Raw genomic sequence first — 25,489 nt, 5'->3', positions numbered from 1 at the left:
CTATACGATTGAAAAAGCACTATTTACGACAAAACCGTAAATAGTGCCTTTTCAATTAATTACGTTTAACTTAATCATCAATGACAAGATTTCTTTCAAATTTTGATATATCAGTATCTGCACCAATGATAATTAAGATATCGTCGGGGCCAATTTTATCTGTTGCAAGAGGGGAAATATTCATCTTATTTGTTGCATTTGATTTAATCGCAACAACGTTACACCCGTAAACCGCTCGAATATCCAAATCAACAAGTGTACGACCAATCATCTTTTTGCTCGCCCTAATCTCAATAATGCTATGATCATTTGATAGTTCTAAATGATCAAGAAAATTATTTGAAATAATACTGTGGGCAATTTTCCTCCCCATATCTCTCTCAGGGTGAATCACCTGATCTGCTCCTATCTTCAACAATACCTTTTCATGATGATTGCTCTGCGCCTTTACCGTCACTTTTTTCACACCAAATTCTTTTAAAATCAATGTCGTTAAAATACTTGCTTGAATGTCATCACCAATCGCAACAATTACATGATCGATGTTTCTAATTCCTAACTCTTTCATCGCTTTCTCATCTGTCGAGTCAGCAATTACAGCATGTGAAGCAATGTGACGAAATTCATTTATTTTGCTTTCCAAAACATCAATCGCCAAAACATCCATACCTTCAGCACTAAGCTCTCGACACACACTAGCTCCAAAACGGCCTAACCCGATTACAGCAAATTCTCTTTTCATTGACGGACACCTCAAGTAGATTCTTTTTGTCGTTTTCTATTACTCACTTCCATCTTCGCAAAAATTTTATCGTTAAGCAAGCAAAAAAACGGTTAAAATGGAAAATCCACTTTAACCGTTTTAATTAATTTTCTTCTAACATATCAAATTGTGACTTCACAAGACTGTAGTACTCACCTTGTTTCTCAACTAATTCATCGTGATCACCTTGTTCAAGGATGCGACCATTTTCTAAAACAATGATATTGTCTGCTTCACGAATCGTAGACAGTCGGTGTGCGATCATAATTGATGTTCTTCCTTTTAAGAGCTGACGAAGTGCAGCTTGAATCTTCATTTCCGTTTCCGTATCAATACTTGCTGTCGCTTCATCTAAAATCAAGATTTTTGGATCAGCTAGTAAAGCTCTTGCAAATGATAGCAATTGTCGCTCACCTGCAGAAAGAATACTTCCTCTTTCCTCTACTTCTGTGTCATAACCTTGAGCTAATCGTTCGATAAAGTCGTGAGCACCTACTACTTTAGCTGATTCAATCACTTCTTCATCCGAAGCTTCTGGACGACCAAAGCGAATGTTTTCCATGATTGTTCCTGAGAAAATAAAAGTATCCTGTAGTACGACACTAATATGCTCTCTTAAACTTTCTAAACTTAAATCTCTCAAGTTATGGCCATCTATGATGACACGACCATCAGTTGGGTCATAAAAACGACTGATTAAATTTGCAATCGTTGATTTACCCGAACCCGTATGCCCGACAAGAGCGATCGTTTGACCCGCTTTAACCTCAATTGAGATTTCATGTAGAGCGACACGTTCGTCATCGTAAGAAAACTTAACTTTATCAAAGATAATCTGACCTTTCATATCATCTAAGATAATCGGCGTTTCTGCTTCTTTTACTGTTGGACGTTCATCTAAAAACTCGAAAATTCGTTCTGAAGATGCCATTGCAACAAGTAATTGGTTATAGATTTGTCCTAATCGCGAAATCGGCTCCCAGAACATGCCCAGGAAGAAAGCAAAGGTAACGAATGTTCCAATTTCCATTGATTGATTAATGATCAAGACTGAACCATAAGCAATTAAAATAACTGTACCAATCGCGTTACTCATTTCAATGATGGGACCGAAATAGGCACTCTTCTTCATCGCAATTCTTTCACGCTCATAGTTTTCTTGATTAACACCATCAAAATAGGCGGCATTTTCATTCTCTTGAGCAAAAGACTGAGTAATTCTCATCCCTTGTAAACTCTCATTTAAGTGAGAGTTCAAGCGTGATCTGATTAACCGAACGTTTTGCCATGTTCTTCTGATATTTCGACGAAGTTTTGTTGAAATATAAAACATTAATGGCAAAATAACAAGCACAGCAAGCGCTAATTGCGGACTTAATGTAAATAAAATAACAATAATCGCAATCAACATGAATGCATCCATTAAGATGTTAATAATACCATTTGTAAAAAGTTCTTGTAATGAGTTAACATCATTTAAAATACGAACTAAAATTGAACCAGCTGAACGTTTGTCAAAGAAATCATGAGACAAATATTGAACGTGGGTAAATAACTGCCTTCTCAAATCGTGAATCGTTCGTTGCCCCAATACGTTCACAGTTTTTATTCGGAAGTGGTTAGCTAAATAGTTAACGAAATAAAGTGCAACCACAAAAACAATTAAGTAAACGAGTAATTGATAATCCTGATTAATAATCGCCCGATCAATAACGAACTGACCGATTAATATCGGTATAAGTAGTCGAACAATCATATTAACAAGAACTGCCCCAAAAGCAGCCGGTAATAATGTCTTTGAATATGGTTTAATATATTCTAAAAGACGAGTCATTTGTTTCCAGTTAAAAGGCTTTTCAATCGCTTCATCTTGTGGATAGTAAAAGCGATTCGAATAAGCATTTTTCTTCTGCTTCATTTCTTTTTGACTCAACAATCTCACTCCTTTCTAAGTTAACTAATATCAGTTATTGCATCTCTGTCTTTGTACTGAATGTCATAAATCCGCTGATATGGTCCACCATTTACAAGTAATTCCTCGTGTGTACCTCTTTCAACAATTTCTCCATCATCTAATACTAAAATTTCATCCGCATGCTTTAAAGACGAAATACGGTGAGCAATAATAAATGTCGTCCGATCATCCATTACTTCTTTAAGCGCACGTTGAATTCTATGTTCTGTTTCCATGTCAACAGCTGATGTTGCATCATCTAGCACGAGAATGCTTGGATTGATCAGCAATGCTCTTGCTATTGATATCCGCTGTCTTTGACCACCAGAAAGTCCCATGCCTCGTTCTCCAAGCATCGTGTCATAGCCTTTTGGCATTTCCATAATAAAATCATGTGCTTGGGCACGTTTAGCCGCTTCAATAACCTCATCCATAGAAGCATGTGGATTTCCAAAGGCAATGTTGTCTCTAATTGTCGTTGAGAACAAGAAAGCCTCTTGAAAAACAAAACCAATTTGTTGACGAATAAATGCTAACGAGTAATCAGTAGTTAAACGACCATCAAGGTAGACTTCACCTTCAGACGGCTGATAAAAACGCGCCATTAATTGGGTAATACTCGTTTTACCCGAACCAGTAGCACCAATTAAGCCAATTGTTTTGCCAGCTGGCACTTCAAAATCAATATTTTTTAATGCTTCATCATCATCTTCGTAGTATCTAAGTGTAACATCCTTGAATTTCACGTCACCCTTAAGTTTATCGACTGTAACTGTCTTCTCAAAATCAGTAACCTTTTCTTCAGCTTCAAGAATATCTAATAAACGCTCACCTGATGCTTTCGCTTGTGAGAATTGGTTAACAATAAACCCAAGGTGCATCAACGGGCCAATAATATAGTTAACTAAACTAAAGAAAGCAACAAGTTCACCTAATTGTAAATCGCCTTCGATAACTAGCCATCCACCAAAAATAAGTAATGAAACCATTGCGATATTTCCGATGAGCTCCATTAATGGGAAATACTTAGCCCAAATATGTGATGTTTTAATATTCACTTCACGATACTCTTTATTATCAATCGTAAAGCGATCAATTTCAAAATCTTCTTTCGATAATGATTTAACAGTGTTCATCCCACTGACATTTTCCTGAATCCGAGTATTTAAGTTTCCTAACGAACGACGAATACTCCGGAATGCTGGGTGAACCTTTTGATCAAACTTTCTTACGACAACAATTAGAAATGGCATAACAGCCATCGTCAGTAATGCTAGCGGGATTGAATAATAAAACATCACAATTAAACTTGTACCGATTAAGAAAACGACACGAACAAGCTCTTTCAATCCAGCTGCTAGGAAAAATTTAAATCCTTCAACATCCATTGTTAATCGGGACATTGTATCTCCAGTTCTTGCGTTATCATAATAAGTAAATGATAAATGTTGGAGTTTTTTATATAGACTGTCGCGTAATAAATAGACTGATTTAATACCAAATAAATCACCTAAGTATTGTTGTAAAAAGTTCGTAATTCCCTTGATTGCCATAAGTAAAATAAAACCAACTGATAAAACCGGAATTAAATCATAATTTTCTGCCATGATAACTTCATCAATTGTTAGTTGTAAAACCATTGGATACACAACAGTGATTCCAGTTACGATTAATACAAAAAATAAAGATGCGATAAAGTATTTTTTGTATGGCCAATAAAATTGTTTTAATTTTTTAAACGTTTCCACTTTTGCTCCCCTCCTCAATATCTCTTTTACACAACTATTAATATATCGAGTTACGAAATAAATTACTAGCCCTTTCACTTGATTTTATCATTATTTAGCTAAAATCCGCCTTAAGACTGAAGTTAAATTAGGGAAAATGTCCACTTTCTATTTTTACCCTTATTTCTTTACTTTTCACGATTTGGTATTAAGAATCGCTAAATTAGTTTTGGTTGAATCTTTATCTAAGATACGTTATTGTGTTTCTATGAAAGGAGTTCTTCTCATGTCTATTAACTTTTCTACAATAATCGAAGTGGTTATCGGAACGGGCCTTAAAATTATCTTATTAGTCGCCGCTTATTTAATCACTCGAACATTAGGAAACAAAATCATCTCCAACGTTTTACAAAAAGCCACCCAAAGACAAAAGTTATCAAAAGCAAGGCTAGTAACTTTAGAAAAATTAATTTTAAACATATTCTCATACTTATTAATTTTTATCTTCATCACAATGCTCTTCGGAATATTCGAAGTCCCTATCGGTCCGTTGATTGCATCTGCTGGAGTGATTGGATTAGCAATTGGTTTTGGTGCACAAGGATTGGTAAGTGATGTAGTCACAGGGTTTTTTATCTTACTCGAAAAACAAATTGAGGTCGGCGAATATATAACCGTTGCTAATTATGATGGAATCGTTGAGGAAATTGGGTTGCGGACAACTCAAATTCGTAGTTTTGATGGTACATTGAACTTTATTCCGAATCGCCAAATTGAAAGTGTTGCGAATCATTCTCGCGGAACTATGCGCGCGCTTGTTGATATTCACATTAATTATGAATCTGACCTTGATCAAACGCTGGAGATTCTAAATCTCGTCTGTCAGGAGTTCCAATCTGATGAACGATTTGTCGATGGTCCTAATGTAATTGGTGTCAATGAGCTTGGTGCTACAAATATGACGATTCGAATTGTTGGTCAAACGGTCAATATGGAGCAATGGAGCGCTGAGAGAGATATTCGGAAGGCAGTAAAGTTAGCACTTAATACCGATCGAATCAAATATCCGTATCCACAACAAATAACTCGTCTCATTGACGATCATAAAGATGATTAATTTAACAAAGGCTCATGAATGAACGAATACTCATGAGCCTTTTTCTAATTTACTTATTTAATAAAATTGGTGCCTGAAATCTATTGATTTAAATCTTTTTCATTTACATGAAAAAATTGATTTAACTGCTCTAACACTGCTCTTCTCGTTACAATTCCATCGAAATAGTTTTTATCATCAACTAGACAAATAAATGAATGATCGATTAATGCTTTTAAACACGTTAGTAAGTCTGCAGACTTTGGTAAACAAGGCACATCTGTCTGCATTGCGGCCTCAACAGTTGTCGTTGTTAAATTTTCTATTTCAAAGCGCTCAAGGCCCATAATTTCATTCAAAATTGAACTCTTACCAATTATACCTTTAAATCTATATTTTGAGTCTAGTACAGGCACGGCAGAGTAGCCAGACGTAACTAGAATTAATAATGCATGCTCTAGTGGGTTATTTAATTGAACATGCGCAACCTTTTCAGAGGAAATCATTATGTCTTCAGCAGTTAATTTAAACAATTGTTGATCTTCTTTAATAAGTTCCATTCTTCACTCCCCTTGTCTCTTAATTGAGGAAGGTTTCTCATTTAACACCTATCTACTAGCTTATCATAATAGAGACTGAAGATAAAAGAAATCGATTACTTAATTGTATCAATTTAGTGACAAATGCTAATTCAAGATAGAGAGTAGTTAAAAACAATGATTCATGATAAAATAGTATTGAATTGACAATTATTTAATGAAAGGGGGTAAATTTTGTGAGCCGAGAAATCAGTGAAATCGCTAAAGCTATTTTTATTATTAATCGTCATGCGAAAACCGCACTAAAACCAGATGAATTATATTCAATGAAAAAACAGGCAATTGATAAACTTTTAACAGACAAACAAGCAAAAAAAATTGGCCTCCATTTTTCACGGCAACCAAAATTTAGCAAGCAACATTCTACCTTGCTCGTTCAAGTCGATAATTATTTCTTCCACATCCCTCCTAACAAGCAAGATTTTAAAACTGAAAAACATCTTGGTGATTTGGATCAAAATTATCGAAATCCCAAAACCGTTATGTCACTTAAACAAGCGAAGCAAATCATTTGTGATTTTTTAGATATACCTTTTGAAGCACATCATCACAATAAACAGCAACCAAAATATTATCCTCCATCATTATTAGGCAGGTGGAACTATTCCTATTATCAAAATAACAAAAGAAAATAGCTAGGAATTCCTTATCGCGATTTCTGAATTATTTTTTTAGATAACAATTGAATCATTAAGTAACCTGAGAATAGGCTAAGTACATACAAATACGAACTACTATCTAATAAAGACAGTTGCTTTAGTCGATCTTTTGTCAATAAAAAAATAATAAGGAAAGTTATTAAATAGACAAGTAAATTAAACAAGCGTTTTTTTAATAAATAGTAAACAGCCCAGCGAATTAGATAAAATAAAATGAAAAAACTAATGATTAACAAACAGATTAAAATAAATCTTTCTGTGAAACCAATAATTATTAATTTTTGATAAATTGTTCGTAGCATTATATTCGCTCCCCCCTTAATCCATCTTTGCCAGATGTTTAACTAAATATACAACAAGCTTGATCATTAAGAAGGGTTGCTCAATAGATTTTAAAGAGCACAGTGATGTTATCTGTGCTCTTTAAGTATCTAGACTTTTAACTTTTTCATATTGATTTAATAGGTTATCAAGCTCTCGACTTATCTCAATGGACTCGTTGCTAGAGAATCCTTTATCAATAGCAACCTCGATCATACTACGACGCAAACTTTCTATTCGGTTTAACAAATCTGCTACATTCAATCGAGTGACCTCCATTCTACTCTTTCCTTCTAATATTAACATATTTTTTCTAGAGATGTGATTGTCTATCATGAGTAGTTTCTCTTATTTTGTGATAAAATATAATTATACATGATAAACTAATTACGACATTAATCTTACCTTTTGCAGTTATTTAATTCATTCTCGTTATTTTATCTATTTAAACATGCAGATCAAGTTTTTGTCCACATAAGCGACTCCATGTTAGCTATGAAGAGTAAATTTATTTAAATGCATATTACTTGCTCAAACTGTGAGTTAAATTTTACCATCTGGTTATCTGGATAAAATGAAAAAAAGACATCAGAATTTCATTTTATCTTATTTTTTTGTAAATTTACTCCATGTGAGTAAATATGAAAGGTTTGTTTAGCTATGAATCTTAGGCGTCGACTTCATTTATTAGCACTTGGGATAACTATTGTGATTATTCTGACTAGTTTTTTTATCTTTTCAATTGCACAAGTTGTTGGTCATAGTATGACACCAACAATTGAACACGAACAATGGATTATTACAAATCAGCTATCCTATTTATTTAATGAACCAAGACGTGGTGATGTTATCTTAATTGACCATGATGGTAACCATTATGTTAAGCGAATTATCGGACTACCGAATGAAACAATCGAGATGATTAATCAACAATTATATATTGATGGCATTCCATATGCACAACGATTTATCACAGATAGAAGTAGTTTCTGGACTCACGATATACCAAAAACAACAATTCCTAATCAATCATACTATGTCTTAGGTGATAACCGGATCGCAAGCAATGATAGCCGATATTCACTTGGCTTTATTGACATATCAGATATAGTTGGTCGTGCAGAATTTATTATCTATCCTTTATCGGACTGGAAAGTCATTCATTAAAAGAAGGTGAGTACTATGGGATATTGCCCAAAATGTGGTGCATCCGTTTATTCAGATGAAACTTTTTGTGTCAACTGTGGAGACAAACTGCCGAATAATCTTGCTGATAGGCTATTCGTTAAACAATGGAGATTCAAACATTTTCTATTACCGATCTTTTTAGTTATTCTTATTATCGGATTATCCACCATAATTTACACTATTTACTCAATTAAAATCAATGATGCAACCTCAGCTTACTACGAAGCTGAAGAAGCATTACTATTATCCGATTATCAATTAGCTGATGATTATGTCAGTAAAGCTATTGAAATCTATCCTAATTTTGACCAGGCTAAACAACTGAAACAATTTACTCAGTTTTCTGTTAATACACTATCTGATTTAACTGAATCTGAATCAAATCAAGACCAATTACAACTGATATTACAAGCAAAAAATGAATTGATGAATTATCAAGGTGAGGCGGTTAACATCTTCCAACAACAACTTTTAGCAAAACAAAAAGACCTCCAAATTGAAATGGTTAGAAATAAATTAGCTGAAGATCCTAAAACTGAAGATTTACCACTGCTATTATGGGAAGCAGTTAGCATTCAAGATCCTGAAGCATATCAGCTTGTTAGACGAATCCGTGATCAATTGATCACACATACAACAAATCAAGCTTATAGCTATTTAGATCAAAATCAGTTTTCACTTGCTAGAAGGATTGTTGAAAGTGGATTATATTATGTACCAAACGACCTTAAATTAACCAGTCTTTTAAACTCAATTATCAGAGAACAAGAATCATTTGTTGCTGCTCAGGAAGCACGATTAGAACAGGCCTTTTTTCAATATGAAGTTGAGCAAGAAATGAATGAAAATGATGCTATTGATGAGCTTGTCATTGAATTTAAAATTAATAGTGATCAGCAATTAGTTGTTTCTGGAGAGCTCACAAGTGTTGCTACAGTACCAATTCACGCAGTCTTGATCCATTATGTCTTGATTGATCAAGATAATGAAGAACTTGAGACAAATGAAATTTATGTTTATCCAGAAACGTTGTATCCTGGTGATTCTGGCCAGTTTGACCATATTCATTTTGATCTAAATCTGATCGAAGAGACAGTTGATGTCCAGGTAACATCAGTGACCTGGTTACTCGATTGAGTCTTTGGAGGTACAGTGTATGAAAAGAAAAAACAAAGTGATCATTATATTAATTAGTCTCATCATTTTTTTCAGTGGCACCTTCTTTATTTTATTTTTAACCGAACAACTCCAAAGCCAAGTGATTGATGTCGGTCAACCTATCGTGACCTATCAAGATCAAGATAGCTCAACAGACAATTTGCAACACTTAATCCACAAAGCACAGAAAAGTGTTGTCCAAATTAATGTTGAAACAGACTATTCCGAGCGTTCAGGGTCAGGCTTCTTATACAATTCTCGTGGAGATATCGTGACAAATGCTCATGTCATTGAGGATGCAACCACCATTCAAGTTACGATGTCAAATGCAGAAACTTATCCAGCAGCCATTGTCGGTATTGGTGAAGAAAAGGATATTGCTGTCATTCGAGTCCCTCAACTGATTAATTACCAGCCAATTGAATTGGAAGCAACAGAGAACTATCTTCCAGGTGCTGAGATATTAGCTGTCGGTAGTCCACTAGGTTTTCAAAACACAGTTTCGGTTGGGATTATTTCTGGGGTCGATCGTTCATTTGATATTAACGGGTATATCTATGAAAATGTTTATCAAATTTCAGCAAATATTACACATGGTAATAGTGGTGGTCCATTGATTGATCGACAAACAGGAAAAGTAATTGGAATTAATTCTGCAGGAATTGAAGAAAGTGACATTGCTTTTAGTATCCCAATTCCAGCAATCATTGATCAAATTACAGATTGGTCAACGTCAATTACAAATAGTCAATTAACCTTCCCTACTCGAGTCAATAATATTCCCTTGAATACGAATGAATTATTAGAGGAGGCAACATATTTAATTCATTATTTCATTGATAGTTTAGCAATTAATGATTACATTAATGCTTACACTTTACTTGGAAGTACGCTACAAAATGAAATGGACTACCCAAGTTTTCGGTCTAATTATCTACATTTAATTAATCTTGCTTTATTAAATAATGAAATTGTTGATTCTACAGGAGAAACAGTATTAATCAATTCAACAATCGAATTTCAGGACGAGCAAAATCGTAACGAGAAAAAGTCGTTTAATATTTTATTTACCATTGGTTATGAAAATGATCAAGTAAAAGTATTGCAAATTGAAGCAGACTAAAGTTGTTACAAATGATTTGAAAGGACATGCTACCAATGTATAAAAAATATTTACTTTCTTTATTATTCATCATTCTGGTCGGTTGCTCCAAAGAACCACCGATCATCATTCAAGAAGTGACAGATCCTACGAGTGAAACCTCGATTGATCTTGTAGCAGAAGAATTTTCTGATGTCGAAAACGCCCAATTTTTAGAATTTACCCTTTCCGATCAGCAAATCAGTTTAAACATAGATAAAATACCGATTCTAGCTAATTTTTTAAAAAACCATAACGACCGTGACCAAGCGATTCAAAATATGCAACTCACTCAAATATTGAAAGACAAATTTGACTCATTTTTTTTATTAAGCTTTGCTTGTCAAGACAATTCGTGTTCATATGTCTTAATCAATACAGAATCTGAGTATTCAAAACTGTTAGCTGATCAGGCGAGGACAGTTAAAATAAATGTATCTCCTGACGAATCCTATTTATTAATCCAGTTTGAACGTCAACTACGAACGAATCCAAGAGTGACAAACAAACTCTTCGTCCTTGATCTTGATACATGGGAAGAAATTATTTTAACCTTTGAAGATAAAGATATGACTAGCCTCCACAGCTTCCGTTGGCCAATTCTTGATGCAGAATGGCGGAACGATGATGAACTTGAAATTACTTTGCCAGATCTCGAAATACCATCCACCAGCACATTGGCAAATTGGTCAGAATCAGAAGACAAACCAGAAAAAATAATTATTACACAAATTAATTAATATTAGTTACTCAACTTTCGCAGTTATATTTTTATGTTGCTCTTAGATTGATTAAGGGCGGCATTGATTTTCGGTATAGTACTTGACTTAATTAATTACTTGGAGGACAAAACACGAATAATTTTGTTGGTGCTAGACCCGTGATTTCCACTCTGGGTGGACGCTTTCCTCGGGCCCGGACTCGGGCGCACAGGACGTGGGTCAGTTAGGCGTTGTCACACGATGTGGCGGTTTTAGTCTAACAATCCTTATTGCTCCACTACCGTGTCGCAATAAGGATTTTCGGACTCGTGGGACTGCGGTTACTCGTCCCATCGAAGACCGTTTGCTTTTCCCGATGGAGTCGCCACCCGTCGTTCCAATCACTTGATCCTACTTTCTTATTTACATGTGGTTCTTATTATCTTGTTCGTAAAGATTCGTGTTTTTATTATAATTTTGTACGATAAAAATTGACGGAATTCGTTTTCTCTACACTTTCCAACTAAATAAACTTATTAGTTAAAGTAATGACAGCCAACCTAAGTGGAGATAAGTAACAGGTGAGACTTCTGCGGGAATAGGACAAGGAAAGCTTCGTCAGCGATACATCGCACGAAGGAAATCGGTCTTTATTTCCGAGGATGAGCTGAAGATCCACTTTTGATATTTTTGGAATGTTAGACTAAGTTCGCCACGTCCGTGTGGCAACGTCTAACTGACCCACATCCTGTGCGCCCGAAGCCATCCCCGCGAAAAGCGAACCTGTTGCTTTTCGGAACGAATTAACGCTCAAACTAAGGATCTGTAATTAGATTTCCCGCGTGTACAAATAAAGTCAATATGGATAGTGAACAGCCCATCTTTCTTACCATACCAACGTTTACTTGCACATTTTGATCTGCGAAAGTTGAGTTAGTTAAAAACAACACTATTTGAGTATAATTACTCGGTAGTGTTGTTTTTTTATAATTCATTCATTTCAGTTGAATAAAAACACAACTTCTTCAAAAGCTATTTAACAAAGAGGTGAAAAAGGTATGCAATCAAAAAAAAATGACCTACTATTGCTTTTTTGTTCAACACTCATCTTTCTAGTTTCCTGTCAAAATAATCAAGCTACTCCCCCTGCTAATCAAGAAAGGATAAATACTCAACCCATTAGTTATCTAGATCAAGATGAGCATCAAGTCAATCAATCAGTGAGAAATGAATTTAATCAAATTGCCGAATTAACTAGTGTCACATATAACCAAGAAATCATTATGGCAATCCAAGTGAATCAACTTGCTCAATTTAATGAACAAAAAATTGCTGAAGAAGTCGAAGCTTACATTGAAGAAACGTTTCCAAACAAGCAAGCAAAAGTTTCTTCTGATTACAAAATCTTTTTAGAAATCAATCGTTTGAAACAAGAAATTACACAAGTAAACTTTAATTCTGAAGATTTTAATCAGGCATTTAAGGAAATTAAAAAATTAATGAAAACACCGAAAGATTAGGGGGTAACAGATTGGAGCAAACAAATAAACAAAACTATCAGGAGTTAGCAACTAAGCGCGAAAAAAAACGGCCAATCATAAAAAATTGTTTCCGCGCCTTTCTCGTTGGTGGAACAATTTGCTTAATTGGACAATGTATTAGCTTCTTTTACATGTACTTTTTTGATTTCACCGAAGAAACAGTTGGCGATCCTACAACTGCCACCCTTATTTTTATCACCATGATCTTAACCGGTTTAGGGGTATATGATAAAATCGCACAATTTTCAGGTGCCGGATCAGCTGTACCAGTGACCGGATTTGGAAATGCAGTGATCTCAGCTGCAATTGATCATCGAAGTGAAGGATTTGTTCAAGGTGTTGGAGGCAATATGTTCAAATTAGCGGGATCAGTTATTCTCTTTGGTGTCTTTTCTGCTTTTGTGATTGCCCTCATTAAAACATTACTAATTAATTTTGGGGTGATTGGATGATAATTGGTAAACAGAGTTGGATCTTTGCAAATAAACCTGTCATTTCTTCCGCTGCAACTGTAACCGGACCATTCGAAGGTTTGGGTAAGCTTGCACAAGAGATCGACTTAATCCATAAAGACCTTTACATTAATCAACCAACTTATGAACAGGCGCATCAACAACTAATTGAAGATGCAACAAAGTTAACCGTCCAAAAAGCTAACTTGCGTTTTCAAGACATAAATTTCTTCATTAGTGGAGATCTAATCAATCAAATGACACCGACAAATTTTGCAGCTCGAACACATAAGATTCCTTTTATCGGCTCTTTCAATGCTTGTGCAACATCTGCTGGTTCATTAGCACTTGCAGGTTTAATCATTAATAATAACGGCGCAAACCATGTTATTACGGGATCAGCGAGTCACAATGCTGCCGTTGAAAAACAGTTTCGTTACCCAACTGAATATGGTGCCCAAAAACCACCGACCGCCCAATGGACAGTAACTGGTGCAGGCTTCGGTATCGTCAGTCAAACTGGATCTGGACCGGTAATCACAAGTGCTACAATCGGGCGTGTCATTGATTTAAACCAATCCGATCCTTTTAATATGGGTGCTGCTATGGCACCAGCAGCTGCTGACACAATCATGAATCATTTAAACGATCTCCAATTATCGATCGATCACTATGACATAATTGTAACCGGTGATCTCGGAACAATTGGACGTGATTTGTTAATTGATCTGTTAAGAAAAGAGCAAATCGATATTCAAGAAGATAAATTAATTGATGCTGGCTTATCCATTTATACGTCAGATCAAAATGTATTTTCTGGTGGAAGTGGTACAGGTTGCTCAGCTTTATATTTATACAGTCATTTATTTAATCGTCTGAAAAATAATGAATTAAGAAATATCTTATTCGTTGCAACTGGGGCATTACTCTCTCCTCTATCCACTTTACAAAATCAGTCAATACCTGTTATTGCACATGCTGTAGTTATTGAAAGTGAGGGAAATTAAATGGTTTTTCTATGGTCATTTGTTGTCGGAGGTATCATTTGTGTGATCGGTCAATTAATTATGGATCTTTTTAAAAAAACACCTGGCTTTACATTAAGCTTTTTAGTTGTTGTCGGCGCAATTCTAGATGGATTTGGCTTATATGAACCGTTGATTGATTTTGCTGGTGCTGGTGCGACTGTCCCAATTACCAGTTTCGGAAACTCACTTGTGCACGGCGCCTTACAAGAAGCTGAACAATTCGGGATAATCGGTGTCGCAACTGGAATGTTTGAAGTAACCAGTGCTGGTATCTCCTCTGCAATCGTCTTTGCAATGATCGGCGCACTCATTTTCAAACCAAAAGGCTAAGACAAATTAAATCGTCAACTAAATCAAAAACTGCACCAAAGACGTCAACAAATAGCTGACAATCAAAGGTGCAGTTTTGAAATTTAGCTTTACTAATAACTCAACTTTCACAGTTATATTTTTATGTTGCTCTTAGATTGATTAAGGGTGGCATTGCTTTTCAGAACGAATTAACACTCAAACTAAGGATCTGTGATTAAATTTCCCGCGTGTACAAATAAAGTCAATATGGATATTGAACAGCCCATCTTTCTTACTAGACCAATGTTTACTTGCACATTTTGATCTGTGAAAGTTGAGTTATTTATCAGTTAGTGCTAAGAATTGCTCAACATCTTCAATACATAAATCAATTGCATTTTGCCAAAAATCTGCTTGCTCTAAGTCAACATTTAAATGTTTCTTCGCCAACTCCTCAACCGTCATTCTTCCAGTGTCTTGAAGTAAAGCATCGTAGAAGCTTGCAAAATTTTCTTTATCTGTTTTCGCATACGCATAAATACCTAAACTAAATAAATAACCAAACGTATATGGAAAATTATAAAACGGTACACCAGTAATATGGAAATGAAGTTTTGCTGCCCAAAATACTGGATGATACTCTGACAACTGCTCACCATAAGCCTCTTTCTGAGCATCCTCCATTAACTGATTAAGTTGTTCAGTAGACACAAAGCCTGATTTCCTTGCTTGATAAAATCTAGTTTCAAATAAAAACCTCGCATGTATATTCATAAAGAAAGCTACACTTCGTTGGATTTTATCTTCAACAAGTACTAAACGTTCGGCATCTGTCTCTGCTTCCTCCACCATCGCATCGGCAACAATCATTTCCGCCAAAGTTGATGCAGTTTCAGCCACGTTCATCGCATAACTTTGATTTAGCTGATCCACTTCATCCATCACATATTGATGGTAACCATGACCGAGTTCGTGTGCTAATGTCGCCATGTTTGACGCCGTATTTGAATACGTCATAAAGATACGCGACTGTTTACTTTTTGAAAAACTTGTACAAAAACCTCCTGGGCGTTTACCTGGACGATCTTCCGCTTCAATCCAACTCTTTTCAAATGCAAGCATTGCATATTCAGCCATTCGGTCACTAAACTGACTGAACTGCTTAACAATAATTTCAGCTGCTTCATCGTAAGTAATTTCTTTTGTATCTTTACTAATCGGTGCCTCTAAATCATACCAAGCCAATTGATCAACATTAAATTGCTCTGCTTTTCGAGCTAAATATTGATAAAAAGCAGGTTTGTTTTTTGTAATTGTATCCCACATTGTTGTTAATGTTTTATTTGTCATCCGATTATACGTTAATGGTTCCTGTAAAACTTCGTCCCAATTACGATGTTTATATGTTTGCAGTCTAAATCCAGCCAAGTGGTTCAGAGTGTCAGTAAACAAATCCGCCTTCTCATTCCAGACCTGCTCTAATTTTCCAAAAGCCAATTTTCGAACGTTACGATCAGAATGGTTCAATTTATTTTCTAACTGGCCGATCGATAATTGTTCACCTTCCCAGTCAACAGACATCGAGCCAACAATCGTATCATACATTTCTCCCCAACCATGATAACCGTCAATCTCTAAATCAGTAATCAATTGCTCCTGTTCTTCTGGTAGCTTTTCACGCGCTTCATCCCTCAATTCATTTAAGACAAATGAAATTGATTTAAGCCCCTCATCTGCTAACCACGTCTGCCAAGTTTGGTCATTTACTCTCGATAAGGCAAAACTAAATTGTGTGATGAGTTTTTCAGAACTAGCGCCTAGTTGATTTCTTGTTCCCACTAATTGCTTTGCATACTTATCATTAACATCTTGTGCCGTTAAACAACTGACAAACGCGCTAATTTCACCATTGTGAATGTCAACCTGTCTAATTGTTTCAACTAATTGTTTTAATTGATCCAATTGTGGCTGTTTGCTGAAAGGAGTTAACTGTTCAGCAAACTTTGCTAACCATTGCTCTGCCTCTTCAATATAATCCTGAAGCTCGACAGACTGACTTCCGCCAGAGAAAATTGTTTCTAAATCCCATTTAAGCGATAATTTATTTTTCATTTTTTATGCTCCTCTCATTCAAATATAGTTTATCACGTTTGCTTCGATTTTCGAAACATTATTAATATGCTTTAAGTGATCCAATGTGAAAATTCTAATTTATTTTTATACAGTGAAACTTCATTCATTAGAAGTTTTACTGACAGTCGCACTGCAATAAAAAACCTCAAAACACCAATTTTCATCTCATTATTGATTGAAAAGTTAACAATTTAGCAAAAAATCAGAAAATTTTCACTAAATCGGTTGACCATTCGTGAAATTGGTTGTATGATTGTCGTCAAACAATAATATTTTTACAATTTGCAAAAATGAGTATTTATTAAATATTCAACTTTAATAATACCCATAGTTAAAATTAAATATTAAAATTGCGATGACAAGATAAAAAGAGCATAGTCAATGTATTCACAGAGAGCCGGGGTTGCTGGAAGCCCGGAAGTACATTTTGTTCTGACATCGTCTTGGAGTAGTTAAGTTGAACGGAAGTGATTCCTTTTAGATTTAACCGGGTCTTTAAAAGCGACTCGTTATCAAAATGGCCATAATTATGGCGCAGTAAGACTTCATTATAATGATGAAGTGAACCAAGGTGGTACCGTGAAAAGAACAGATCTTTTCTCCCTTGTAATCTAGTAGTATTCTACAGATTATTTAGAGAGAAACGATCTTTTTTATTATCTTTAACAATAAACATTATTAAGTACATTTAGGAGGTATTAAAGTGGTAAAAGATAATCATGATCTAAAAGCCAATCAAGTTACACCCAAAAATGGATCAGAAATTTTGATTGATGCATTGATTGAAGCTGGTGTAACGACGTTGTTTGGATACCCTGGAGGTGCAGTACTTCCAATCTTTGATGCATTATTCCTGCGTAAAGAACATTTTAATCAAGTACTCGCTCGTCATGAACAAGGTTCAATTCATGCAGCTGAAGGATATGCGCGTATTTCCGGTAAACCTGGTGTTGTTATTGCTACTTCAGGTCCAGGTGCAACAAACTTAGTTACTGGAATTGTCGATGCGATGATGGATTCACTTCCACTCGTTGTTTTTACAGGTCAGGTTGCTCAAAACGTGATCGGAACAGATGCATTTCAAGAAGCAGACATTATGGGGATTACAACCCCGATTACAAAACATAATTATCAAGTTCGCAAAATTGAAGATCTTCCGCGCATCGTGAAGGAAGCATTTCATATTGCAACAACTGGACGTCCTGGTCCTGTATTAATTGATATTCCAAAAGATATCGCGGCTAACCCATGTGCTGACGCATACGATTCAAGCTTTGATTTACCAGGTTATCAACCTAAAGTAAATCCGAATCCACTTCAAATTAATAAATTAAAAGAAGCACTGTCGTCTGCCAGGAAACCTGTTATTTTAGCTGGAGCAGGAATCAAGTTTGCTGGGGCTTCTGAAGAATTAATTCAGTTTGCTGAAAAACATCAGATCCCTGTTGTCACAACATTACAAGGACTAGGAACCTTCCCTGGCGAGCATGAACTTTCGTTAGGTATGGGTGGAATGCATGGAACTTATGCATCTAACACGGCACTTTACAATACTGACTTACTAATCAATATTGGGTCGCGATTTGACGATCGACTAACAGGTAATTTAGAACATTTTGCCCCAACAGCGATTATTGCACATATTGATATTGACCCGGCTGAGATTGGCAAAAATATAAATACTCATATTCCAATTGTTAGCGATGCAAAAAATGCGCTGATAGAAATCAATAAGCATATTGATGAAACACCTGATTATACTGAATGGCTTGATGAAGTTAATCAAAACAAACAGGATTATCCGCTTTGGTATAACCTTCCTGAGGATGGCAATATGATTGGTCAATATGTAATTGAACAAGTTTATCAAGCATCTGAAGGTAAAGCAATCGTCACTACTGATGTCGGTCAGCATCAAATGTGGGCGGCACAATTTTATAAGTTCAGTCAACCAAACCGTTTCGTAAGTTCTGGTGGACTTGGAACAATGGGCTTTGGCTTCCCTGCCGCAATCGGCGCCCAAATTGCAGCACCTGATGATCTGGTTATCGCCATCGTTGGTGATGGTGGTTTCCAAATGACTTTGCAGGAAATGTCAATCTTGCAAGAGCGAAATTTACCAGTAAAAATAGTTATTGTTAATAATGAAGCACTTGGAATGGTTAGACAGTGGCAACAAGCCTTCTATTCTGAACGCTATTCAGAATCAATTTTCAGCATTCAACCTGACTTTGTTAAACTGGCTGAAGCATATCAAATCAAAGGTGCCAAATTAGCGACTAAAGAAGAATTTGATCAGCAATTACCTGGTCTTTTAGCACATGATGGTCCTGTATTAATCGATGCCCGTGTCTTACAACAAGAAAATGTTTATCCAATGATCCCACCGGGGCAAGGATTACACGAAATGATAGGGGTGAAACCATGAAACGAATTATAACTGCAAAAGTAAGAAATCGCAGTGGTGTCCTGAATCGAATAACAGGGCTCTTGCAAAAGCGCCAATTTAATATTGAAAGTATTTCTGTAGGTCGAACTGAACAAGATGGCATCTCACGAATCACTTTTGTTGTTGATGTTGCTGATTTTCCAAAAGCGGAACAAATCATTAAACAACTAAACAAACAGATCGATGTTTTAAAAGTAGTCGATATTACGGATAAAGCAATTGTAGCCCGTGAACTTGCCTTAATTAAAATCACAAGCAATGCACAAATGCGCACTGAGATTCAAGGGATTATCGATCCGTTTCGTGCTACAGTAATCGACGTAAGTAAAGATACAATTTCAGTTCAAGTTACAGGTGACTCAGAAAAGGTCGAAGCTTTAATTGAACTATTAAAGCCTTACGGGATTAAAGATTTAGCTCGTACAGGAATAACGGCCTTTCTACGTGGTCAACAACCACAAATTAACCAAGATCAAGAGCCCTTCTCGCTCTTAAACTAAAGCACCACCAAATGTATTAATTTTTTTAAAAATTAAAATATAAAAAAATAAGATTCATAAATTTGAGAGGAATGATTTATAATGGCAAAAGTAGTTTATAATAACCAAATTCAAGAGGATGTATTAAAAGAAAAGAAAATTGCAATTATCGGATACGGATCGCAAGGTCACGCACACGCACTAAACTTAAAAGAAAGTGGCTTTGACGTAGTAGTCGGCCTAAGAAAAGGTAAGTCATGGGATCAAGCATTCGAAGACGGTCTAGACGTAAAAACAGTTGCTGAAGCAAGTAAAGAAGCAGACGTCATCATGATTTTACTACCTGACGAAAACCAACCACAAGTGTACAAAGAAAGCATCGAAGCAAACCTTGAAGAAGGAAATGCATTAGTATTCGCACACGGATTTAACGTACACTTTAGTCAAATCACACCACCAGAAAATGTGGACGTCTTTTTAGTTGCACCAAAAGGACCTGGTCACCTCGTTCGCCGTACATTTGAAGATGGCGCAGGTGTACCAGCACTATACGGCATCTACCAAGACTATACTGGAAAAGCAAAAGATTTAGCACTTGCTTATGCAAAAGGTGTAGGTGCAGGACGCGCCGGAATTCTTGAAACAACTTTCCAAGAAGAAACAGAAACTGACCTATTCGGAGAGCAGGCTGTCCTTTGTGGTGGTGCAACAAGCTTAGTAAAAGCAGGATTTGAAACACTTGTTGAAGCTGGTTACCAACCAGAAGTTGCTTACTTCGAGTGTATGCACGAACTTAAATTAATTGTAGACTTAATGTATGAAAGCGGACTTGAAGGCATGAGATACTCAATTTCTGACACAGCTCAGTGGGGTGATTTCGTTTCTGGACCACGTGTAATTAACGATGAAACGAAAGCTCGAATGAAAGATGTTTTAACAGATATTCAAACAGGAAAATTTGCTAAAGACTGGATCTTAGAAAACCAAGCAAATCGCCCACAATTTAATGCAATTAATCAAGCAGAAAACAACCACCAAATTGAGAAAGTAGGTAGAGAACTTCGTGATTTAATGCCATTTGTTAAGCAAAGAGCAAATGCCAAAAAGGAAGTGGTCTCGGATGACTCAACAAATTAAGATTTTTGATACCACACTTAGAGATGGTGAACAGTCGCCTGGTGTGAATCTAAATCAGCTAGAAAAATTAGAAATCGCCAAACAACTTGAACGACTAGGAGTTGATGTGATGGAAGCAGGATTCCCTGCTTCCTCACAAGGTGATTTTGATGCTGTTAAAAAAATTGCTCAAACGATTACCAAATCAACTGTCACGGCCTTAGCTAGAGCGAACAAAAATGATATCGATCGAGCTTGGGAGGCAATTAAAGAGGCTAAAAAACCAAGGATTCACGTCTTTATTGCAACCTCCCCTATTCATATGAAGGATAAGCTAAAGAAAACTCCTGAAGAAGTGATCAATATTGCTGTTGAAATGGTGAAATACGCCAAAGAAAAATGTGACAACATTGAATGGTCAGCAGAAGATGCGTCACGCTCAGAGCTCCCTTTTTTAGCAACAATTATTGAAAAAGTGATTGATGCAGGAGCAAATGTGATCAACTTACCTGACACCGTCGGTTATACAATGCCTAATGAATATGGCGCGATGTTCAAATACATCAAAGAAAATGTTCCTAATATTGATCAGGTTGATTTATCGACACATTGCCACGACGATCTCGGAATGGCTTTAGCGAACACAATCGCAGGTATTCAAAATGGTGCCACACAAGTTGAAGGTACTATCAACGGGATTGGTGAGCGTGCCGGAAATGTTGCTTTAGAAGAATTGGCAGTTGCACTTGAAATCAGAAAAGATTTTTATCCCTATTCAACTGGTCTTGTCCTTAAGGAAATCAAACGAACAAGTGACATGATAAGCAAGTTAACCGGAATGATTGTGCCTGGAAATAAAGCTGTTGTTGGACGAAATGCTTTTGCTCATGAATCTGGAATTCATCAAGATGGCGTTTTAAAAAACACACAAACGTATGAAATCATTACACCCGAAATGGTCGGTGTCCAATCAAACAATCTTGTTTTAGGGAAGCATTCTGGACGACATGCGTTTAAAGATCGAATTGATCAACTTGGGTTTAATCTCTCTGATCAAAAGATTTCTGAAGCTTTCAAATCTTTTAAACTATTAACTGACTCTAAAAAAGAAGTCACTGAGGATGATCTTTTCTCGCTATTAATGGATATTCAAACAGGAGTTAGTGCACGAAAGCAATATAAGCTGATTTCATTCCAAGTTCACTACGATTCAAACCACTCCCCTACCGCCACAGTAAAAATTGAAACGCCAGATCAAGAAGTTATTGTTGGCGAAAAAAGTGGCGCTGGAAGTGTAGAAGCTCTTTACAATACGATTGAATCATTAATTGCAGAAACTGTTCAGTTAACCGATTTCACATTAAGCTCAGTCGGTAAAGGTAAAGATGCATTAGCAGAAGTTCATATTCATTTAAATGTTGATGATCAACCCGTCAGCGGACGTGGCACATCTCAGGACGTACTCGAAGCAGCCGCATACGCTTTCTTAAATGCCGTCAATCGTGCATTTATTAAAGTAAAGGTTGATTGAGGAGGAAAATAAGATGAAAAAACACATTGTACTATTACCAGGTGATGGAATTGGCCCTGAAATACTAGATAGTTCTGTTGCCATTTTAAGAGCAATTGCTTCTAAATTTAATCATCATTTCACTTTTGAAACACATCTAATCGGAGGGGCAGCGATTGATGAAGTCAATGAACCTCTACCAAAAGAAACACTCGCTGCAGCAAAAGAAGCAGATGCCATTCTCCTTGGTGCGGTGGGCGGACCTAAATGGGATCAGAACCCATCAGACTTGCGCCCTGAGCGTGGTTTATTAGCCATTAGAAAAGCGTTAGATCTATATGCGAATTTAAGACCTGTAAAAGGGTTTGAAAAGTTATTACATGCATCTCCTTTGAAGGAAGAGATTATTAAAGGTAGCGATCTTCTCATTGTCCGTGAATTAACTGGTGGGCTGTATTTTGGCCGACCGAGTGAGCGAATAAACAATGGTGAAGATGTCGTTGATACCCTTGCTTATTCTCGTAAAGAAATTGAACGTATCGTTAAAAAAGGTTTTGAGAGTGCTCAACTAAGACGTAAAAAGTTAACGTCTGTTGATAAAGCTAATGTATTAGAATCAAGTAAATTATGGAGAGAAGTTGTTGAAGAACAAAGTCAAAACTATCCTGATATCGAGGTTGAACACCTCCTAGTCGATGCAACGGCGATGCACTTAATTACTCAACCCAATCGATTTGATGTGATCGTCACAGAGAATATGTTCGGAGATATTTTAAGTGATGAAGCGTCCGTTTTAACAGGATCACTTGGTATGCTTCCATCTGCAAGCTTAGCTGAAAGTGGTGTCGGACTTTACGAACCAGCACACGGCTCAGCGCCTGAAATAGCTGGTCAAAATATCGCTAACCCGATTGCAATGATTTTATCAAGTGCAATGATGCTTCGCTATTCATTTGATCTGAATGAAGAAGCAGACTTAATCGATAAAGCAGTTGCGTCATGTATCAATCGAGGTTTACACACGGCAGATCTTCAAGTTGAAAACGGGACTCAAGTTTCAACATCTGAAATGACAGATGCCATAATAGATTTCATTTCGTCATAAACGATTAAAGGAGTGAGAAAAATGACGAAACCTAAAACGATTATAGAGAAAATTTGGGAGAAAAATATTGTTCATGAAGAAGGTAATCGAGCCATTTTGTATATTGATTTGCATTTAGTTCATGAAGTGACCTCTCCACAAGCATTTGAAGGCTTACGGATGAATCATCGAAAAGTTAGACAACCAAATCGAACTTTCGCAACAATGGACCATAATGTTCCTACAAAGGATATAACAAACATTAAAGATGAAATATCAAAAATACAAATGGATACATTGAGAAAAAACTGCGAAGAATTTGGGATATCTTTAGCAGGTATGGGTCATAAACACCAAGGTATTGTCCATGTTATCGGCCCTGAGTTAGGTTTAACTCAACCAGGTAAGACAATCGTATGCGGAGACAGTCATACATCAACACACGGTGCTTTTGGAGCGCTAGCCTTTGGAATTGGAACAAGTGAAGTTGAACATGTATTGGCTACTCAAACAGTATGGCAAGCTAAACCTAAAACACTAAACGTTCAATTTGACGGTAAATTAGGCGATGGTGTCACAGCAAAAGACTTAATTCTTGCGCTAATTGGTAAATACGGGATTGGCTTTGGTTCAGGCTACGTGATCGAGTATACCGGTGAAGCGATTAGAAACCTATCAATGGAAGGTCGCATGACCATTTGTAATATGTCAATTGAAGGTGGTGCTAGAGCTGGTTTAGTTAGCCCGGATCAAACGACAATAGATTTTATTGAAGGTCGTGAATTCGCACCTAAAGGTGAAGCATTTGAACAAGCGAAACAAGAATGGCTCGCTCTTGCTTCAGATGAAGACGCTGAATATGATAAAACAATCATCTTTAATGCAAGTGAAATTGAACCACAAGTTTCTTGGGGAACAAACCCAGGTCAAACCGTTTCAATCAGTGACTTAGTTCCAAACCCAGATCACGCAAAAACAGAAAATGATAAAAATGAAATTAAACACGCACTTGAATATATGGGATTAGAAGCTGATACACCAATTAAAGATATCACAATTGAGCATGTCTTTATCGGCTCATGTACAAATTCAAGGCTAGCAGACCTAGAACAAGCTGCTAGTATCATCAAAGGACAAAAAGTGCATCCAAACGTCAGAGCTGTTGTCGTACCTGGATCACGATCAGTCAAAGTAGCTGCCGAAAAACAAGGACTTGATAAACTATTTCTTGAGGCTGGTTTTGAGTGGCGAGAACCTGGCTGTAGTAGTTGCCTAGGTATGAATGACGACATCATTCCACCTGGTGAAAGATGTGCATCAACATCAAACCGTAACTTCGAGGGTCGCCAAGGTAATGATGCCAGAACGCACTTAGTTAGCCCACAAATGGCAACTGCCGCTGCAATTGCTGGACACTTTGTTGATGTTAGAGCACTTGCATAAGGAGGAGGATAAAATATGGAACCATTTAAACAACACACTGGTCTTGTTTACCCATTAAACCGTACCAATGTCGATACCGATCAAATCATTCCAAAGCAATTTTTGAAACGCATCTCGCGGCAAGGATTTGGCCAATATTTATTTTACAATTGGCGTTTTGATAAAAAGGATCGACCAAGAGAAGACTTTTCACTTAACTTCCCTAAATATAAAGGTACCAGTATTTTAGTCAGTGGTGAAAACTTCGGTAGTGGTTCATCTCGTGAACACGCTCCATGGGCCTTACAAGACTATGGCTTTAAAGCAATCATTGCTCCTAGCTTTGCTGACATTTTTTCTAATAACTGTACGAAAAATGGACTCTTGCCAGTTGTTTTAACTGATGCCGAAGTCAGTCAACTGATTAAAAATGCTGAGTCTGATAGCTACCACCTAACTGTTGATCTTGAAAATTTAAAAGTATATGATGACAAAGGGTTTGAAACAAGCTTTACAATCGATGAATATTCCCGATCAATGCTTTTAAATGGCTGGGACGAAATCGCAGTCACATTAACACACGAAGATAAAATCACCGAATTCGAAAAACACCATGTCGTCTACTAATCATTAATTAAAACGCCTCAGTAAAAGAGTTTCCCTTTACTGAGGCGTTT

The 25,489-nt window shown here is 36.4% G+C and carries 24 protein-coding genes; 17 read left to right on the top strand and 7 right to left on the bottom strand.

The features are described 5' to 3' along the window. Positions 1 to 70: 70 nt before the first annotated feature. From ABD814_RS08110 to ABD814_RS08100, 3 genes are all read right to left on the bottom strand, one after another. Positions 71 to 742 carry a potassium channel family protein gene (locus tag ABD814_RS08110; RefSeq protein ID WP_344912047.1) on the bottom strand — a complete coding sequence of 224 codons (672 nt, stop codon included), beginning with the start codon at positions 740 to 742 and terminating at the stop codon, positions 71 to 73. A 124-nt stretch (positions 743 to 866) separates the two neighbouring features. Further along, on the bottom strand, positions 867 to 2,681 hold the full coding sequence (locus tag ABD814_RS08105; protein ID WP_344912192.1) for an ABC transporter ATP-binding protein: 1,815 nt from the start codon (positions 2,679 to 2,681) through the stop codon (positions 867 to 869). A gap of 35 nt (positions 2,682 to 2,716) precedes the next feature. After that, positions 2,717 to 4,465, bottom strand: coding sequence for an ABC transporter ATP-binding protein (locus ABD814_RS08100; protein WP_344912045.1), 1,749 nt, complete (start codon positions 4,463 to 4,465; stop codon positions 2,717 to 2,719). 265 nt (positions 4,466 to 4,730) lie between these two features. On the opposite strand from ABD814_RS08100, the gene ABD814_RS08095 reads away from it, so the two are divergent. Next, positions 4,731 to 5,561: a mechanosensitive ion channel family protein gene (locus ABD814_RS08095; protein ID WP_344912043.1), complete on the top strand. Its 831-nt coding sequence runs from the start codon at positions 4,731 to 4,733 to the stop codon at positions 5,559 to 5,561. Between the two features lie 80 nt (positions 5,562 to 5,641). Here the strand turns inward: ABD814_RS08095 and cbpB are convergent, their stop codons facing one another. After that, positions 5,642 to 6,100, bottom strand: coding sequence for a cyclic-di-AMP-binding protein CbpB (cbpB, locus tag ABD814_RS08090; RefSeq protein WP_344912042.1), 459 nt, complete (start codon positions 6,098 to 6,100; stop codon positions 5,642 to 5,644). Positions 6,101 to 6,315: 215 nt separating this feature from the next. Here cbpB and ABD814_RS08085 point away from each other — a divergent pair, with 215 nt between their 5' ends. Beyond that, the gene (locus ABD814_RS08085) at positions 6,316 to 6,774 is read left to right on the top strand and encodes a YkyB family protein (RefSeq protein WP_344912040.1); all 459 of its coding nucleotides are present in this window, start codon (positions 6,316 to 6,318) and stop codon (positions 6,772 to 6,774) included. 11 nt (positions 6,775 to 6,785) lie between these two features. On the opposite strand, the gene ABD814_RS08080 is transcribed toward ABD814_RS08085, so the two are convergent. After that, the gene (locus ABD814_RS08080) at positions 6,786 to 7,100 is read right to left on the bottom strand and encodes a hypothetical protein (RefSeq protein ID WP_344912038.1); all 315 of its coding nucleotides are present in this window, start codon (positions 7,098 to 7,100) and stop codon (positions 6,786 to 6,788) included. 121 nt (positions 7,101 to 7,221) lie between these two features. After that, positions 7,222 to 7,383, bottom strand: a complete 162-nt coding sequence (locus ABD814_RS08075; RefSeq protein WP_344912036.1) for an aspartyl-phosphate phosphatase Spo0E family protein — start codon at positions 7,381 to 7,383, stop codon at positions 7,222 to 7,224. 396 nt (positions 7,384 to 7,779) lie between these two features. On the opposite strand from ABD814_RS08075, the gene lepB reads away from it, so the two are divergent. The 8 genes from lepB (at position 7,780) to spoVAE (ending at position 14,658) form a co-directional block, all read left to right on the top strand. Beyond that, positions 7,780 to 8,286, top strand: a complete 507-nt coding sequence (lepB, locus tag ABD814_RS08070; RefSeq protein WP_344912035.1) for a signal peptidase I — start codon at positions 7,780 to 7,782, stop codon at positions 8,284 to 8,286. Positions 8,287 to 8,301: 15 nt separating this feature from the next. After that, positions 8,302 to 9,444: a zinc ribbon domain-containing protein gene (locus tag ABD814_RS08065; protein ID WP_344912033.1), complete on the top strand. Its 1,143-nt coding sequence runs from the start codon at positions 8,302 to 8,304 to the stop codon at positions 9,442 to 9,444. A gap of 19 nt (positions 9,445 to 9,463) precedes the next feature. Further along, positions 9,464 to 10,588, top strand: a complete 1,125-nt coding sequence (locus ABD814_RS08060) for a S1C family serine protease (protein WP_344912031.1) — start codon at positions 9,464 to 9,466, stop codon at positions 10,586 to 10,588. Between the two features lie 35 nt (positions 10,589 to 10,623). Continuing rightward, on the top strand, positions 10,624 to 11,346 hold the full coding sequence (locus ABD814_RS08055; RefSeq protein ID WP_344912029.1) for a hypothetical protein: 723 nt from the start codon (positions 10,624 to 10,626) through the stop codon (positions 11,344 to 11,346). A 1,019-nt stretch (positions 11,347 to 12,365) separates the two neighbouring features. Continuing rightward, positions 12,366 to 12,827, top strand: coding sequence for a hypothetical protein (locus ABD814_RS08050; RefSeq protein WP_344912027.1), 462 nt, complete (start codon positions 12,366 to 12,368; stop codon positions 12,825 to 12,827). Positions 12,828 to 12,838: 11 nt separating this feature from the next. Then, a complete protein-coding gene (gene spoVAC, locus ABD814_RS08045) occupies positions 12,839 to 13,300 on the top strand; it encodes a stage V sporulation protein AC (protein WP_344912025.1) in 462 nt (153 codons plus the stop codon). Beyond that, positions 13,297 to 14,307, top strand: coding sequence for a stage V sporulation protein AD (gene spoVAD / locus ABD814_RS08040; RefSeq protein WP_344912023.1), 1,011 nt, complete (start codon positions 13,297 to 13,299; stop codon positions 14,305 to 14,307). The genes spoVAC and spoVAD overlap by 4 nt, the downstream gene beginning before the upstream one ends. Then, positions 14,308 to 14,658 carry a stage V sporulation protein AE gene (spoVAE, locus tag ABD814_RS08035; protein ID WP_344912021.1) on the top strand — a complete coding sequence of 117 codons (351 nt, stop codon included), beginning with the start codon at positions 14,308 to 14,310 and terminating at the stop codon, positions 14,656 to 14,658. 300 nt (positions 14,659 to 14,958) lie between these two features. Here the strand turns inward: spoVAE and ABD814_RS08030 are convergent, their stop codons facing one another. Beyond that, positions 14,959 to 16,731, bottom strand: a complete 1,773-nt coding sequence (locus tag ABD814_RS08030; RefSeq protein ID WP_344912019.1) for a M3 family oligoendopeptidase — start codon at positions 16,729 to 16,731, stop codon at positions 14,959 to 14,961. A 724-nt stretch (positions 16,732 to 17,455) separates the two neighbouring features. Here ABD814_RS08030 and ilvB point away from each other — a divergent pair. From ilvB to leuD, 7 genes are all read left to right on the top strand, one after another. Beyond that, a complete protein-coding gene (gene ilvB / locus ABD814_RS08025; protein ID WP_344912017.1) occupies positions 17,456 to 19,180 on the top strand; it encodes a biosynthetic-type acetolactate synthase large subunit in 1,725 nt (574 codons plus the stop codon). Continuing rightward, the gene (gene ilvN, locus ABD814_RS08020) at positions 19,177 to 19,701 is read left to right on the top strand and encodes an acetolactate synthase small subunit (protein WP_344912015.1); all 525 of its coding nucleotides are present in this window, start codon (positions 19,177 to 19,179) and stop codon (positions 19,699 to 19,701) included. Before ilvB ends, ilvN begins: the two co-directional genes overlap by 4 nt. An 81-nt stretch (positions 19,702 to 19,782) precedes the next feature. Further along, a complete protein-coding gene (gene ilvC / locus ABD814_RS08015; RefSeq protein WP_344912013.1) occupies positions 19,783 to 20,817 on the top strand; it encodes a ketol-acid reductoisomerase in 1,035 nt (344 codons plus the stop codon). Further along, on the top strand, positions 20,801 to 22,327 hold the full coding sequence (locus ABD814_RS08010; protein WP_344912011.1) for a 2-isopropylmalate synthase: 1,527 nt from the start codon (positions 20,801 to 20,803) through the stop codon (positions 22,325 to 22,327). The genes ilvC and ABD814_RS08010 overlap by 17 nt, the downstream gene beginning before the upstream one ends. Positions 22,328 to 22,340: 13 nt before the next feature. Continuing rightward, the gene (gene leuB, locus ABD814_RS08005) at positions 22,341 to 23,411 is read left to right on the top strand and encodes a 3-isopropylmalate dehydrogenase (RefSeq protein ID WP_344912009.1); all 1,071 of its coding nucleotides are present in this window, start codon (positions 22,341 to 22,343) and stop codon (positions 23,409 to 23,411) included. Positions 23,412 to 23,432: 21 nt separating this feature from the next. Next, complete coding sequence (gene leuC / locus ABD814_RS08000) at positions 23,433 to 24,833, top strand: 3-isopropylmalate dehydratase large subunit (RefSeq protein ID WP_344912008.1); 1,401 nt, start codon at positions 23,433 to 23,435, stop codon at positions 24,831 to 24,833. A gap of 15 nt (positions 24,834 to 24,848) precedes the next feature. After that, the gene (leuD, locus tag ABD814_RS07995) at positions 24,849 to 25,439 is read left to right on the top strand and encodes a 3-isopropylmalate dehydratase small subunit (RefSeq protein ID WP_344912006.1); all 591 of its coding nucleotides are present in this window, start codon (positions 24,849 to 24,851) and stop codon (positions 25,437 to 25,439) included. Positions 25,440 to 25,489 lie beyond the last annotated feature (50 nt).

Origin of the sequence: Amphibacillus indicireducens (assembly GCF_039539605.1) — a bacterium.
Classification (GTDB): Bacteria; Bacillota; Bacilli; order Bacillales; family Amphibacillaceae; genus Amphibacillus; species Amphibacillus indicireducens.
Note: the sequence above shows the minus strand (reverse complement) of the source record. Positions and strands in the feature narration are given on the sequence as shown.

What these genes read in the sequence shown, in the direction of transcription:
- ABD814_RS08030 (WP_344912019.1), bottom strand. Translation starts at nt 16,731, where the DNA reads ATGAAAAATAAATTATCGCTTAAATGGGATTTAGAAACAATTTTCTCT.
- ABD814_RS08060 (WP_344912031.1), top strand. Translation starts at nt 9,464, where the DNA reads ATGAAAAGAAAAAACAAAGTGATCATTATATTAATTAGTCTCATCATT.
- spoVAD (WP_344912023.1), top strand. Translation starts at nt 13,297, where the DNA reads ATGATAATTGGTAAACAGAGTTGGATCTTTGCAAATAAACCTGTCATT.
- ABD814_RS08055 (WP_344912029.1), top strand. Translation starts at nt 10,624, where the DNA reads ATGTATAAAAAATATTTACTTTCTTTATTATTCATCATTCTGGTCGGT.
- ilvN (WP_344912015.1), top strand. Translation starts at nt 19,177, where the DNA reads ATGAAACGAATTATAACTGCAAAAGTAAGAAATCGCAGTGGTGTCCTG.
- spoVAE (WP_344912021.1), top strand. Translation starts at nt 14,308, where the DNA reads ATGGTTTTTCTATGGTCATTTGTTGTCGGAGGTATCATTTGTGTGATC.
- ABD814_RS08065 (WP_344912033.1), top strand. Translation starts at nt 8,302, where the DNA reads ATGGGATATTGCCCAAAATGTGGTGCATCCGTTTATTCAGATGAAACT.
- ABD814_RS08010 (WP_344912011.1), top strand. Translation starts at nt 20,801, where the DNA reads ATGACTCAACAAATTAAGATTTTTGATACCACACTTAGAGATGGTGAA.
- ABD814_RS08105 (WP_344912192.1), bottom strand. Translation starts at nt 2,681, where the DNA reads ATGAAGCAGAAGAAAAATGCTTATTCGAATCGCTTTTACTATCCACAA.
- ABD814_RS08095 (WP_344912043.1), top strand. Translation starts at nt 4,731, where the DNA reads ATGTCTATTAACTTTTCTACAATAATCGAAGTGGTTATCGGAACGGGC.
- ABD814_RS08110 (WP_344912047.1), bottom strand. Translation starts at nt 742, where the DNA reads ATGAAAAGAGAATTTGCTGTAATCGGGTTAGGCCGTTTTGGAGCTAGT.
- lepB (WP_344912035.1), top strand. Translation starts at nt 7,780, where the DNA reads ATGAATCTTAGGCGTCGACTTCATTTATTAGCACTTGGGATAACTATT.
- ABD814_RS08080 (WP_344912038.1), bottom strand. Translation starts at nt 7,100, where the DNA reads ATGCTACGAACAATTTATCAAAAATTAATAATTATTGGTTTCACAGAA.
- leuB (WP_344912009.1), top strand. Translation starts at nt 22,341, where the DNA reads ATGAAAAAACACATTGTACTATTACCAGGTGATGGAATTGGCCCTGAA.
- ilvC (WP_344912013.1), top strand. Translation starts at nt 19,783, where the DNA reads ATGGCAAAAGTAGTTTATAATAACCAAATTCAAGAGGATGTATTAAAA.
- leuC (WP_344912008.1), top strand. Translation starts at nt 23,433, where the DNA reads ATGACGAAACCTAAAACGATTATAGAGAAAATTTGGGAGAAAAATATT.
- cbpB (WP_344912042.1), bottom strand. Translation starts at nt 6,100, where the DNA reads ATGGAACTTATTAAAGAAGATCAACAATTGTTTAAATTAACTGCTGAA.
- ABD814_RS08050 (WP_344912027.1), top strand. Translation starts at nt 12,366, where the DNA reads ATGCAATCAAAAAAAAATGACCTACTATTGCTTTTTTGTTCAACACTC.
- leuD (WP_344912006.1), top strand. Translation starts at nt 24,849, where the DNA reads ATGGAACCATTTAAACAACACACTGGTCTTGTTTACCCATTAAACCGT.